The 12,866-nt window shown below is 73.1% G+C and carries 10 protein-coding genes and 1 pseudogene; 5 read left to right on the plus strand and 6 right to left on the minus strand.

Translation table 11 applies throughout. The features are described from left to right. The first annotated feature begins 144 nt into the window (after window positions 1–144). The gene (locus tag ACIRO3_RS19650) at window positions 145–1,269 is read left to right on the plus strand and encodes a sensor histidine kinase (protein ID WP_404138272.1); all 1,125 of its coding nucleotides are present in this window, start codon (window positions 145–147) and stop codon (window positions 1,267–1,269) included. Then, complete coding sequence (locus ACIRO3_RS19655; protein WP_404138275.1) at window positions 1,266–1,943, plus strand: response regulator; 678 nt, start codon at window positions 1,266–1,268, stop codon at window positions 1,941–1,943. Before ACIRO3_RS19650 ends, ACIRO3_RS19655 begins: the two co-directional genes overlap by 4 nt. Before the next feature lie 362 nt (window positions 1,944–2,305). Here the strand turns inward: ACIRO3_RS19655 and ligA are convergent, their stop codons facing one another. Continuing rightward, on the minus strand, window positions 2,306–4,351 hold the full coding sequence (ligA, locus tag ACIRO3_RS19660; protein WP_404138278.1) for an NAD-dependent DNA ligase LigA: 2,046 nt from the start codon (window positions 4,349–4,351) through the stop codon (window positions 2,306–2,308). Window positions 4,352–4,539: 188 nt separating this feature from the next. On the opposite strand from ligA, the gene ACIRO3_RS19665 reads away from it, so the two are divergent. Both ACIRO3_RS19665 and ACIRO3_RS19670 read left to right on the plus strand, forming a co-directional pair. Continuing rightward, window positions 4,540–7,731: a TIM-barrel domain-containing protein gene (locus ACIRO3_RS19665; protein WP_404138281.1), complete on the plus strand. Its 3,192-nt coding sequence runs from the start codon at window positions 4,540–4,542 to the stop codon at window positions 7,729–7,731. A gap of 101 nt (window positions 7,732–7,832) precedes the next feature. After that, window positions 7,833–8,366 carry a putative immunity protein gene (locus ACIRO3_RS19670; RefSeq protein WP_404138284.1) on the plus strand — a complete coding sequence of 178 codons (534 nt, stop codon included), beginning with the start codon at window positions 7,833–7,835 and terminating at the stop codon, window positions 8,364–8,366. 9 nt (window positions 8,367–8,375) lie between these two features. Here ACIRO3_RS19670 and ACIRO3_RS19675 read toward each other — a convergent pair whose 3' ends face one another. Then, on the minus strand, window positions 8,376–9,725 hold the full coding sequence (locus tag ACIRO3_RS19675; RefSeq protein WP_404138287.1) for a tetratricopeptide repeat protein: 1,350 nt from the start codon (window positions 9,723–9,725) through the stop codon (window positions 8,376–8,378). A 132-nt stretch (window positions 9,726–9,857) separates the two neighbouring features. On the opposite strand from ACIRO3_RS19675, the gene ACIRO3_RS19680 reads away from it, so the two are divergent. Continuing rightward, entirely contained in the window at window positions 9,858–11,213 is a 1,356-nt protein-coding gene (locus ACIRO3_RS19680) for a M64 family metallopeptidase (protein ID WP_404138290.1), read from the plus strand. Between the two features lie 64 nt (window positions 11,214–11,277). On the opposite strand, the pseudogene ACIRO3_RS19685 reads toward ACIRO3_RS19680, so the two are convergent. From ACIRO3_RS19685 to ACIRO3_RS19700, 4 genes and pseudogenes are all read right to left on the minus strand, one after another. Next, window positions 11,278–11,712 (minus strand): annotated as a pseudogene (locus ACIRO3_RS19685) (serine hydrolase); the annotation flags it as partial. A gap of 27 nt (window positions 11,713–11,739) precedes the next feature. Further along, complete coding sequence (locus ACIRO3_RS19690) at window positions 11,740–12,252, minus strand: DUF664 domain-containing protein (RefSeq protein WP_404138293.1); 513 nt, start codon at window positions 12,250–12,252, stop codon at window positions 11,740–11,742. Between the two features lie 15 nt (window positions 12,253–12,267). After that, the gene (locus ACIRO3_RS19695) at window positions 12,268–12,453 is read right to left on the minus strand and encodes a DUF6381 family protein (protein ID WP_361786557.1); all 186 of its coding nucleotides are present in this window, start codon (window positions 12,451–12,453) and stop codon (window positions 12,268–12,270) included. Window positions 12,454–12,543: 90 nt separating this feature from the next. Beyond that, window positions 12,544–12,861: a hypothetical protein gene (locus ACIRO3_RS19700; protein ID WP_366001374.1), complete on the minus strand. Its 318-nt coding sequence runs from the start codon at window positions 12,859–12,861 to the stop codon at window positions 12,544–12,546. Between the last annotated feature and the right edge of the window lie 5 nt (window positions 12,862–12,866).

A 12,866-nucleotide genomic window follows, 5' to 3' on the forward strand; every position in this document is an offset into this window, starting at 1 on the left:
CCGTACGATCCGCACGATCCAGACGGCCCGCGTGATCCGTACGATCCGCGCGATCCAGACGGCCCGCGTGAGGCGGCCGATCCGGGCGGCCCGCGGGTCCCGGCCCTCGTCGGGGGATTCACCTGGACCCGCAATGACGCCCTGGTGGCCATCGGGTCCGGCGCGGTGGACCTGACCGGCTACTCGATCGGGACCATGGACGCCGGACTGACCCTCAGCGTCCCCGCGTTCGGTCTGCTGGTGCTCGCCTCGCTGGCCCTGTCGGCCAGGCGCCGGCGCCCGGTGGCCGTGTTCGCGGCGGCGCTCGTCCTCGCCGCGGTCTTCAACCTGGTCAGCCCGCTCTCCCCGGGGTTCACGGCCAACCTCGCCGTCGCCCTGTACTCGGTCACCGTGGCGCGCGGCCCCGCCGTGGTCACGGCCGCCGCCCTGGCCGTCCTGCCGATCCCGCTGATCGGCCGGAACGGACGGTGGATCGAGTCGGGTTGGGGCGTGTTCGGCAACCTCGTCGCGGCGGGCATCGTCGTCGCCTCCGGTGTCGCGGTCCGCCGCCGGCAGCGCGAGCTCGCGGCGAACCGCAGGCTGCTCGCCGACCGCGCCGTGGCGGAGGAGCGCCGCCGCATCGCCCGTGAACTGCACGACATCGTGGCCCACCACATCACCACCATGCAGCTGATGGCCGGCGGGGCCCGGGCCAACCTCGCCCACGATCCGCAGGCCGCCCGCGAGGCCCTGGTCACCCTGGAGGGCTCGGGGCGGATGGCGCTGCGCGAGATGCGGCAATTGCTCGACGTGCTGCGGGCCGGGGAGGAACCCGAACGGACCCCGCCCGCCCCGCAACCCGGCGCCGGCGACCTGGGCCGGATCATCACCGAGTCCCGACTGGCCGGGATGGAAACCCGGTTCACCGTCCACGGCCGGGCCCGGCCCCTGCCGCCGACGGTCGGCCTGACGGTGTTCCGGATCGTGCAGGAGGCCCTGACCAACGCCCGCAAGCACGCGGGACCCGCGCGGGCCGACGTACGCCTGACGTACGGCCGGGACGAGATCGCGGTGGAGGTCAGCGACGACGGAGCGGGCCCGCCCCCGCCCCGCGGACTGCCTTCGAGGTCGGAGTCCGGCTCCGGGTACGGTCTGATGGGAATGCGTGAACGAGTCGCCCTGCAGGGCGGCACCCTGGAGGCCGCGCCGATCGCCGGCGGCGGCTTCCGGGTGGCGGCCCGCATGCCGGTGACACCGGGCGCGGCAGAGGGAGAGGGACCACACCGATGATCCGTGTGCTCATCGCCGACGACCAGCCGTTGGTGCGGCGGGGCCTGGCGCTGATCCTGGCCCCCGATCCGGACGTCGAGGTCGTGGGGGAGGCCGGGGACGGCGCCGAGGCCGTGGACCTCGCCGGGCGCCTGCGCCCCGACGTCGTCGTCATGGACATCCGGATGCCCGTCCTCGACGGGGTGCGGGCCACCGCGGAACTGACCCGGGTGTGTCCCGAATCCCGCGTACTGGCCCTCAGCACCTTCGACATGGACGAGTACGTGGTGGCCGCGCTGCGGGCCGGCGCGCACGGGTTCCTGCCCAAGGACGTCTCCCCCGAGGAGCTGATGGCGGCGGTCCGCACCGTGCACACCGGCGAGGCCGTCGTGGCGCCCCGACTGCTGACCCGCCTGATCTCCACCTACGTACGGGCTCCCGACCCCCGTTCGCGGTCCGCCGACACCACGGCGGCCCTGCCCGACGGGCTCACCCCGCGCGAGCTGGAGATCTGGCGACTGTTGGCCCGGGGCCTGGACAACGCCGGGATCGCCCGGGACCTGGACATCAGCGTCTCGACGGTCAAGAACCACATCACGGGCATCTTCGGCAAGTTGGGCGTACGCGATCGCGCGCAGGCGGTGATCGCGGCGTACGAACGAGGCCTGGTCGAGGCCGAACGGAGGATCACTTGATCACCAAGTGCCCGCAGAGGCCCGGAATCGACCTGGTGACCCTACCTCTGACCAGCCGGAACACTGGATGATCCGCCCGTGCGTACGAGGCGTCGCGCATGGCACAGTGCCAGCAGCACAACCGCCGGACCAGGGAGCCTCCATGCGTGACACGCACTCGATTCCGCCGACACTCGTGGCCGGGCCCGAGTGTCCGGAGCGACCGGGCCCGTTGCCCGTCTGCGCGGTCTGCGCGGTGACTCCGGAACGGATCTCCTGGCGCCAGCGCCCGGGTGAGCCCGTCGTACTGGTCTTTGATCCCTGCGGTCACCGCCACACGTCCCCGGCGCCGCCCCTGCTGGTCGTGACCCCGCCGATCCCGGTCAGGGCGTGAGGAAGGAGCCGATCCGCTCGGCGAACGCCTCCTCGCCCAGGATCTCGATCCCGGCCGCCTCCGCCTTGGCGACCTTGCCGCCCGCCTTCTCGCCCGCCACCAGCAGCGTGGTCTTCCCCGATATGCCGCTCGCGGACTTCCCGCCCGCCCGCTCGATCAGCTCCCGCACCTTGTCGCGGGTGTCGTACGCCGCGAGGGCGCCCGTCATCTTCCCCGTCACCACCACGCACTGACCCGCCAACGGCCCCTCCTCGGCCCCCGGCACGACCGCCGGGAGCGGTTCGGTGAGGTTGACGCCGGCGGCCGCCAGCTTGTCGATGACCGGACCCAGCGCCGCGACGCGGGCCACGATCGCGGCCGCCTTGGTCTCACCCACCAGTTCCACGGCCGTCATCGCACGCGCGTCAGCCGCCCGGATCGCGTCCATCGTCACGAAGTGTCGGGCGATACGCCGGGACATGCCCCGCCCGGTGCCGATCACCCCGAGGGCGCAGAACACCCGCGAGAGCGGTCTGCCCTTCGCCGCCTCGATCTGCTCCAGCAGCTTCACGGCCCGCCGTTCGCTGCCGGCCGCCTCCGCGAGCGCCGCGTGGTCGAGCGTGAACAGGTCCGCGACGTCGCGGACCCGACCGGAGTCCACCAGCGCCCGCACGTACGTCTGGCCCAAGCCGTCCATGTCCAACTGGTCGCGCCCCGCCGCGTACAGGACGGCGGCGATCCGCCCGCAGTCGGCGGGCTGCGCGCAGCGCCACCGCTCCTGCGAGCGGTCGATCTCCCCCTGGCAGCCGGGGCACACCTCGGGCAGCTCGATCTCCCGCTCCGCGCCGGTGCGCAGCTCCACCACCGGCGCCTCGATGCGCGGGATGATGTCGCCCGCCTTGTAGACGGTGACGGTGTCGCCCAGCCGCAGGCCGCGCCGCAGGATGTCGGCGGGGTTGTGCAGCGTCGCGTGCCGCACCACCGAGCCGTCGATCTCGACCGGCTCCAGGACGGCGGTCGGCGCCAGTACGCCGGTCCGTCCCACGGCCCAGGTGACCTCCAGCAGGCGGGTGCGCCGCTCGACGGCCGCCAGCTTGTAGGCGGTCGCCCAGTGCGGATGGCGTGATCCCGTCCCGGCCGCCGCCTGTTCGGCCGGCGAGTCCAGCTTTACCACCACCCCGTCGATGCCGAAGGGCAGGACGGCGCGGAGCGCGGAGATCCGCCCCACCTGCTCCTGGACCTCGGCGATCGTGTCCACCACCGTCATGCCCGCCTCGGTGGCCGCGGCCGTCCACACGCCCGTCCCGGCCACGTACGCCATCACCTCGGAGTGCCGGCCCCCGGGCAGTGCCCCGGCGCCGTCGAGGGCGACCGCGCCGAACGCCCAGAAGGTCATCTCCACCGTGTACGGGCGCCCCTTGGCCCGCAGCGTGCCGGCCGCGCCGTTGCGCGGATTGGAGAACGGCGCGGCGCCGTGCTCGGCGCGTATCTCGTTGGCCCGCTCGAACTGGGCGGTGGTCAGCAGGACCTCGCCGCGGACCTCGAAGGAGGCGTTCGTGGTCAGCTCGCGGGGCAATCCCACGATGGTCCCGATCGCGTGCGAGACGTCCTCGCCGCTGCTTCCGTTGCCCCGGGTGACCAGCCGCGTCAGCCGTCCCCGGTGGTAGCGCGCGGCGAGCGACGCGCCGTCCAGCTTCGGCTCGACCACGTATCCGCCCGTGACGGGTCCGCCCAGGCGTCGCGCCAGCGACGCCTCCCAGTCGACGAGGTCCTGCGGGCCGAAGGCGTTGGCCAGGGAGAGCATCGGTTCCGTGTGGGCCACCTCCCCGGCCGGCACGGCGCCGCCCGCCACCTTCCCGGTCGGGGAGGCGGGGTCCAGGTGCTCCGGGTACGCGGCCTCGTACGCCTGGATAAGCGAGACCAGGAGGTCGAAGGAGGCGTCGTCGAGCGGCGAATCGCCGGAACCGTAATAGGCGGCGGAGGCCTTGATGGCCGTGCCGATCGCGTCGGCGTACTCGTCGCGGCCGGCCAGGGCTGAAGGGGCGGTGATCGTCATGTCCCGATGGTGGACGAGGGGTCTGACAATGGCCGGTCCTCGCGGCCCGATCCCTGACGCGTGCTCAAAGCTGCTCGATATCAGCCGGCTTCAAGCAACTTCCTTCAAACGGGGGCCATCGGCCGCTATGTTGCCGAGAGCATGCCAAGCCGGTGTGTCCGAGACCCGGACCGCACGAGGAGCTGCCCATGACACTGACACGCTTCAGCAGGAATCCACGGCGACGGTGCGCGGCGGCACTGCTCGCCGCCGCCCTGGCCGTCGCCGGACTGGCCGCGGCCGGACCGATGGCCCGCCCCGCCGCGGCGGCGTCCGCGGTGGCCGCCGACACCGCGGGCGACGTCACCGGAATCAGCCGGTCCGGGAACACCTACACCGTCACCACGACCAGCGGCGCCAAGGCCCGCGTGGTCGTCGCCCGCGCCGACGTCTTCCGGCTCTGGCTCGCCCCCGACGGGACCTTCACCGACGACCCGGCCGGCTCGGACCTCGCGCCCACCACCGACTTCGGCCCCGTCGACTCCACCACCACGGACGCCGGCGCGTACCACCGGATCGCCACGGGAGCCCTCTCCATCCGGGTGTACAAGGCCCCTCTGCGGTTCTCCGTCCACCGGGCCGACGACACCACGCTCGTCTGGGAGGAGAGCCGGCCGACCTCCTGGTCCGGCGGCCGGACCACCCAGTACCTCGCGCGCGGAGCCGACGAACAGTTCTACGGAACGGGCCTGCGCCTGGGGGAGTGGGCGCTGCGCGGGAAGACCGTGCCCATCGCCGTCGACAACAAGTGGCGCGAGAACACCAACGCCAGCCCCGCCCCCTTCTACATGTCCACCCACAACTACGGCGTCATGCGCAACACGTGGGCCCCGGGGTCCTACGGCTTCAACGAGCCCACCACCCTCACCCACGACGAGAACCGCTTCGACGCGTGGTACTTCGCCGGGGACTCGCTCAAGGGCGTGCTCGACGCCTACACCGACGTCAGCGGCAAACCCTTCATGGCGCCGATGTGGGGCTTCGAACTCGGCAACGCCGACTGCTTCAACGCCTCCAACCCCGACTACCAGGGCGACCACAACCGCGCCCGCCACCAGACCACGCCCGACGTGGTCGGGTACGCGGGCGACGCCCGCGCCGCCGACATGCCCTCGGGCTGGTTCCTGCCCAACGACGGGTACGGCTGCGGCTACACCGCACCCCTGAAGTCCACCGTGGACGCCCTGAAGGCCAAGGGCTTCCAGACGGGCCTGTGGACCTCCACCGGTCTCGGCTCCATCGCCGACGAGGTCGCCGCGGCCGGCAGCCGGGGCGTGAAGACCGACGTGGCCTGGATCGGCAGTGGCTACAAGTACGCCTTCGACGGAGTCCAACAGGCCGTGGACGGCATCGAGAAGAACTCCGACGCTCGCCGCTACGTCTGGACCGTCGACGGCTGGGCCGGCACCCAGCGCAACGCCGTCGTCTGGACCGGCGACACCAACGGCACCTGGGACGACATGCGTTGGCACGTACCGGCCATCACCGGCGCCGGCCTGTCCGCCCTCAACTACGCCTCCGGGGACGTCGACGGCATCTTCGGCGGCAGCCCCCGGACCTACGTCCGAGACCTCCAGTGGAAGGCCTTCACCCCCGCCTTCATGACCATGTCCGGTTGGGGCGCCACCGGCCCGCAGGCCGGCTACCAGGACAAGCAGCCCTGGCGGTTCGCCGAGCCCTACCTGTCCGTCAACCGCAAGTACCTCCAGCTCAAGATGCGGCTGATGCCCTACCTGTACACGATGAGCCGGGTCGCCCACGAGAGCGGAGTCCCCAGCACCCGCGCCATGGTCCTGGAGTACCCCGACGACCCGGTGGCCCGGGGCAACCAGACCAGCGGACAGTTCATGGCGGGCGATTCCTTCCTCGTCGCCCCCGTCGTCTCCGACACCACCGTCCGCGACGGCATCCACCTGCCCGCCGGCACCTGGACCGACTACTGGACCGGCAAGACCTATCGGGGCCCCGGCCGGCTCGACGGCTACCGCGCCCCGCTCGACACCCTCCCGCTGTTCGTCAAGGGCGGCGCCATCGTGCCGATGTGGCCGCAGATGAACCACACGGGCGAGAAGCCCGTCTCCACCCTGACCTACGACATCCACCCGCGCGGGGCCTCCTCCTTCAGCCTCTACGAGGACGACGGCCGCACCCGCGCCCACCAGTCCGGCGCCTTCGCCCGCCAGCGGGTGGACGTCACCGCGCCCACCGGCGGCGTCGGCGACGTCACCGTCAAGGTCGGCGCGCCCACCGGGGACTACGCCGGCAAGCCGACCTCGCGCGGGTACGAACTCACCCTGCACGTGTCCTGCGCCCCCACGGCCCTCACCGCGGACGGCTCCGCCCTGACCCGGCTCACCACCAAGAGCGCCTACGACTCCGCCGCCACCGGCTGGTTCTTCGACCCGGCCGACCGTTCCGGCGTCCTGTGGGTCAAGACGGGCACCAAGTCCGGTGCCTTCGCCGTCTCGGCCACCGGCGCCGGCATTCCCCCGGCCGAACCCGTCCCCGCCGGCTCCGCCCCCATCCCCCAGGCGGCCTGGAGCCTGCTCTCCGCCGACAGCCAGGAGACGGCGGGCGAGAACGGTGCGGCCCGCAACGCCTTCGACGGCGACCCGTCAACGATCTGGCACACCGCCTGGTCCGCCGGCACGCCGGCGGCGCTCCCGCACGAGATCCGCGTCGACCTGGGCGCCCGCTACACGCCGGACTCCCTCGGCTACCTGCCCCGGCAGGACGGGGGAGCCAACGGCCGGATCGGCCGCTACGAGGTGTACGTGTCCGACAGCCCCATCGACTGGGGTCCGCCCGTCGCCACCGGCACCCTCGCCGACACCCCGGGAGCCAAGACGATCCCGCTGTCCGCCGGCGCCGGCCGTTACCTCCGCGTGCGGGCCCTCACCGAGGCGGGCGCCCGGGGCCCCTGGACCAGTGCCGCCGAACTCACCCTCACCGGGCGGGCGTCACCGCTCCCGGGCAACGCCACCCTCGTCAACGCGGCCTCCGCGAGCTGCGTCGACCTGCCGCACGGCGCCACCACACCGGGCACCGAACCCACCCTGTACACCTGCCACGGCGGCCCCAACCAACGCTGGACCCTCCAGCCCGACGGACACCTCGCCGGCCTCGGGGGCGTCTGCCTCGACGCGACGAACGCCGACCGCGTCACCGTACGGGCGTGCGGCGCGGCCACCGCCCAGATCTGGGGGCCCGGCCCCGACGGCAGTCTGCGGACCGCCGGTCAATGCCTCACCCCGGCGGGTTCGGCGACCGCCGACGGCACCCCGCTCACCCGCGCCGTCTGCACCGGAGCCCCCGCCCAACGCTGGACCCTGACCCCCTGACCCCCGCCGCCGCCTCGCCCGGATCGACCGGGTGGGGCGGCGACCCCACGCGGGGAGCGGTGGCACGGGCGGCGAATCGGGACCTGCTGCATGATTGGGGCATGCCAACCGACTCGGACACGATCGAACTGAGCGAAGACGAACTGCGTGAGATCACGGGTTACGCGGCAGCGTGTGCCCGCAGGGCGCTGCCGCTCTTCGAGCAGGACCTTTCCGCCGACCCGCGCCCCCGCGCCGCCATCGACGCGGCGGACGAGTTCGCCGGGGGCGGCCGGCGCACGACCGCTCTGCGGCAGCGCGCGTGGGCGGCGTACAAGGCGGCGGCCGACGCCGGTTCACCCGCGGCCGCGGCCGCGGCGCGAGCGGCGAGCCACGCGGCGGCGGCCGCGTTCCTCCATCCCAAGGCCAGCGCCCACCAGGTGAAACACATCCTCGGTGCGGCGGCCCACGCGGCGCGGGCGGAGGAACTGGCGAGCGGGGAGGACGAGCGGGTCACCGCGGAAACCCTCGAATGGGCGCGACAGCACGCGCCGGCCGCCGTCGGTGCGGTACTCGGCCGGCTGCCCGCGGCGCCTCCCGGCGGGGGGCGCGTGGGAGAGCACATCCGCGATCTCGACGCAGCGCTCCGCGCCTGAGACGGGCGCTCACCCCGCGAGCGGGGGAGCGGCGGTCAGGCCCGTCGGCGCGGGCCCCAGCGTGGTGGTGCCCGGGCAGGCGCGGTGGCCCAGGCCCGTCCGGTACGCGTCGAGTGCGGCCTCGATCCGGCCCGTCCGGCGCAGCAGGTCGCCCAACAGCCGGCACAGGTCGGCCAGGTCCCCGGTCGCCCCGCTGCGTTCCAGCAGCGCCAGGGCCTGTACGTAGTGTTCCTCCGCGGACTCGCTCTCCCCCCGCTCCTCCGCGATCAGCCCGAGCAGCCGGTGCGCGCCGCCCGCGTGGACCGCGCCGTGACGGTCGCCCAGCTCCAGCACCGCCGAGAGCAGTCCGGCGGCCTCGTCGTGGCGGCCGAGCCGGCGCAGTACATCGGCCAGCTCCACCTCGACCTGGGCGGTGTACAGGGCGGCGCGCTTGGCCGAGAGCATGTCCCGGGCCGTGCGCAACTCGACCTCCGCCGCCTGCAGTTCGCCGTTCTGTGCCTGTACGTAGCCGCGCATCCAATGGCAGTGCGCCAGGTCGGTGCGCAGCCGCAGCTGGCGGTAGACCGCCTGGGCCTTGGCCAGTGACTCGTCGGCGTCGGCCACCCGCCCCTCCGCGAGGAAGGTACGGGCGACCTGGCGGTGCATGCCCGCGACGAGCGCCGGGTCCTGGACGTGCGGGGCCAGGGCCAGGGCGAGTTCGGCGGCGCGGGCGGCGCGCGCGTGGGCGCCCATGTCGATGTACGGGCCGATCACCGCCGCGTACAGCAGCACCAGCGCTTCGGGGTCACCCAGGCCGCCGGCGTTCAGTTCGTCGATCGTCGATTCCAGGAGGTAGCACGCGTACCGCAGTTCACCCGCCAGCAGGTGCGCGACCGCCCGGCCGCGGATCGCCCGGGCCCGGCGGGGCGGCGGCTCGTCCGCGAGGAGCAGCTCGGCCGCCTCGAAATGGGCGGTCGCCAGGGGTAGTTCACCTGCTTCCAGGGCGCAGTCACCGAGCCCGAGAAGGGCTTCGGCCCGCTCCGGCGCGAGGTCCAGGAGTTCCGCGTCGGTGAGCAGCCGCCGGTAGTGGACGGCCGCCTCGTCCGCGGCGCCCGTGGCCAGCGCGCGCTGTGCGTCGGTCAGGGCCAGCCGCAGTTCCGTGGCCAGGTGCGGCGGGCGGCCCGTCGCCAGTTCCTCGTAGGAGGTGCCGAGGCGCTCCGCGAGGAAGCGCAGCGCGGCCTCGGAAGGGCGGACCCGGCCCGATTCCAGGGTGGAGATGTAGGCCGCGGTGTAGGCGGGCTCAGCCAACCGGCGTTGCGTCAATCCGCGTTCGATGCGCAGGCGATGAACCCGGCTGCCGATCAAGGCCTGTTCGTCCATGTCTTCCCCCTGTCCACGTGAACTCTGCGGCATCCGGCCGGAGTAGTCCATTGCGCACGTCCTTCGCGCGCCCCTAGGTTAAGCAACCGATTAAGTCTGATTATCAACGCACTGAACTCCGAGGGGGACTCCTTGAACTCAACCGTCCGGTTGGTCGTCGCCGCGGCCGGGGCGACCGCGGTGCTGTTCGCCGCCGTACCCGCCGTACCCGCGGGAGCCGCCGCGCCGGCGCCCGTCGCGGTGCCCGCCGCGGGCACCGGCGTGGAGGTCGAGATACCCGGCCCGCAAGAGGGCCGGATCGCCGGGTCGGGCCACGTACGGGTACCGGTCGCCGGTCGTGCCAAGGCCGCGCCCCGGCTCTCCGCCGCCGAGCGGGAAGCCGACGGAGAGGTCACCGCGCTCGTCGACAACGGCCCCACCGCGGACCGTCTCGACGTGGTCGTCGTCGGCGACGGCTACACCACAGCCGAACTCGACCGGTTCCACGAGGACGCCGGCCGCAAGTGGGAGGAGATCGCGGCCGTCGAGCCGTACACGACGTACCGGGGCCTCTTCAACGTCTGGACCGTCGACGCCGTGTCCCGCCAGTCCGGGGTGTCGGGCGACCCCGACCCGGCCACCGTCCGCGACACCGCGCTCGGGTCCTACTTCTGGTGCGAGGACATCGAACGGCTGCTCTGCGTGGACCAGCCCAAGGTGGACGCCTACGTGGCGAAGGCGCCCGCCGCCGACCTGGTGCTCGTCCTCGCCAACAGCTCCAAGTACGGCGGGGCGGGCTACAACGAACCCAGCGCCACCCTCGGCTACGAGGGCATATCCACCGCCTCGGCCGGAAACGCCAAGTCGGGCCAGGTCGCCATCCACGAGACGGGGCACTCCCTCGGCAAACTCGCCGACGAGTACTTCTACCCGGGCTCCCCGGACTACGAGAAGTACACCGGCCCCGAGCCCTCGGACCCCAACAGCTCCACGCTGAGCGCCGACCGGATGGCCCGCACCCGTGCCAAGTGGCACCGATGGCTCGGCGAGGAGTCCCCCGACGGCGGCAGGGTGGGGGCCTACGAGGGCGGCGGCTACTACGTCACCGGCCTGAATCGACCCACCGACAACTCCCTCATGCGGGTCCTGGACAAACCCTTCAACCTCCCCGGCGTCGAGTCGATGATCGCCGGTTTCCACCGCCACGCGAACACCGTCACCCCGCTCACCCCCACCGACCGCACGCTCCGTTCGCGCGACACGGCGAAGGCCGCGGTGCCCCGGCTGGCGGCGCCGGACGGACGGCAGCTCGTGGTGCGTTGGTACCTGGACGGTCGTGAGCTGAGGCGGTTCGCGGGCCGGACCGAGGTGCGCGTCTCGGATCTGTTCCTCTTCGGCCCGCGCACCCGGACCCTGTCCGTCACCGTCGAGGACCGCACCCCCTCGGTCCGCGACCCGAAGATCGCCCGCACCCTGCGCACCACGGTCGACTGGCACGTCCGCCGCTGACCCGAATCCGCCCCGGCCCGCGTCGGCCCCGACGAGAACGCGAGGGGGCGGCGGTCGGCGTCGCTCAGTCCCGGTCCCCGCCCGCGTACGTCCAGAACGCGCGCATCAGCGGGGGCGGGGTCGGCCCGCTCAGTTCGAGCTGGGTCAGCAGTACGGACACGGTGCCGGTCGCGGGCACGACGTGGGCGGCGGTCCCGGTGCCGCCGACCCAGCCGTAGCGGCCCGGCACGTTCCACGCTTCGATCGCGGCGACGTCGACCGAACCGCCGAACCCCCAACCCTGGCCCTCCAGGAAGAGAGCGCCGTCCGCGCGCTGTTGCGGGGTCAGGTGGTCCGCGGTCATCTCCCGCACCGAAGCGGCGGACAGCAGGCGGCTCCCGGCGGGGGTCGCGCCGCCCGCGAGCAGCATCCGGCCGAAGGCGTACAGGTCGTCCGCGGTGGACACCAGCCCGCCGGCTCCGGAGGGGAAGGCGGGCATCCGGCTCCACTGTCCGCCGGGCGGACGTCGCGCCGCCCGCGCAGCCGCTTACCCGCGTCGTTCCAGCAGACCCCGGACGAACGCGGCCTGACCGGCGTGCTGGAGGTCGTCGGAAAGCACGCTGACGAGCCGCACGGCGAGGGTGACCGGGGGATCCCAACCCTCGTCGACGACCCGGTCCAGCTCGGCGGCCGACAGGGCGTGCACGAACCCCAGGGTCCGCTCGTGCACCGCGTCGAAGTACCCCAACAGGACGTCGCCGGAAGCGACACGGACCTTGCCCACCTGGCTCGGGCTCTGCCCGTAACCGGTGGCGTCGGCGGGCAGCGGCAGGTCGAACCGGTCGGCCCAGCCGCCCGTGTGCCACACCTGTTCCCCGCCCGCCGCGTCCGCCACGTGGTCGTCCTGCACCCGGGTCAGGTGCCAGACCAGCCACGCGACGGAGTTCGCGGCCGGGTCCACCCGCGCGTTCAGCTCATCGGCCGAGAGCCCGTCCACCACCTCGTGGACCACCTCCCGGACGCGCCCGAACCCTTCCGCCAGGACATCGGTTCCCTTCACGGAGCGTCCCGCCCCCTAGCGCAGGTCCATGCCGGGGTCGTCCATCCGACCCTCCATCTCGCTCTGCTCCTGGAGCCGTCGCGCCTTGTCCTGGAGGCGCGTGCGCTCCTGGGGGTCGGTCGACTTCTCGGCCGCCGCCTTCATCTCCTGGGCCTTGTCCCGCAACTGCCGGGACCTGCCGGACTCACCTGCAACGCTCATGATCGCTCCTTGACTCTGTGGGAGAGAGCGGGCGCAACCAGGCAATCAGCAGTCCGGCGCGCACGCATCTCGAAGGGTCGCGGCGCCGTTCTACTCGCCCGCGATACCCGTGATCACGGGATCGCCCAAGGGCGCCGTCTCCTGGTTCAGGCCGACTCCGCGCAGCGCCGACGAGGCGAGTTCCCGAGCCGCGGCCTGGGCCTCCTTGGTCGTGGCGGCCTCGACCTCCAGGTGCAGGCTGAAGGCGGACGAACCCGAGTAGAAGGACAGGATGTCCAGATCCTCCTTGACGCCGAGATCGGTGCCGCGCGGATCCGCCGGTCGAAGCGCGCGCACCAGTTGCGTGCGGGCCTCGGGGGACAGCTCCGTGAGCAGGGTGCCGGGAATGGTGACGACGTAGACGGTCATGTCAC

Origin of the sequence: Streptomyces sp. NPDC102278 (genome assembly GCF_044766345.1) — a bacterium.
Classification (GTDB): Bacteria; Actinomycetota; Actinomycetes; order Streptomycetales; family Streptomycetaceae; genus Streptomyces.

Bases quoted from the DNA above. Each gene is read 5' to 3' on its own strand.
- ACIRO3_RS19695 (WP_361786557.1), bottom strand. From the start codon at position 12,453: ATGAGCGTTGCAGGTGAGTCCGGCAGGTCCCGGCAGTTGCGGGACAAG.
- ACIRO3_RS19700 (WP_366001374.1), bottom strand. From the start codon at position 12,861: ATGACCGTCTACGTCGTCACCATTCCCGGCACCCTGCTCACGGAGCTG.
- ACIRO3_RS19655 (WP_404138275.1), top strand. From the start codon at position 1,266: ATGATCCGTGTGCTCATCGCCGACGACCAGCCGTTGGTGCGGCGGGGC.
- ACIRO3_RS19665 (WP_404138281.1), top strand. From the start codon at position 4,540: ATGACACTGACACGCTTCAGCAGGAATCCACGGCGACGGTGCGCGGCG.
- ligA (WP_404138278.1), bottom strand. From the start codon at position 4,351: ATGACGATCACCGCCCCTTCAGCCCTGGCCGGCCGCGACGAGTACGCC.
- ACIRO3_RS19675 (WP_404138287.1), bottom strand. From the start codon at position 9,725: ATGGACGAACAGGCCTTGATCGGCAGCCGGGTTCATCGCCTGCGCATC.
- ACIRO3_RS19670 (WP_404138284.1), top strand. From the start codon at position 7,833: ATGCCAACCGACTCGGACACGATCGAACTGAGCGAAGACGAACTGCGT.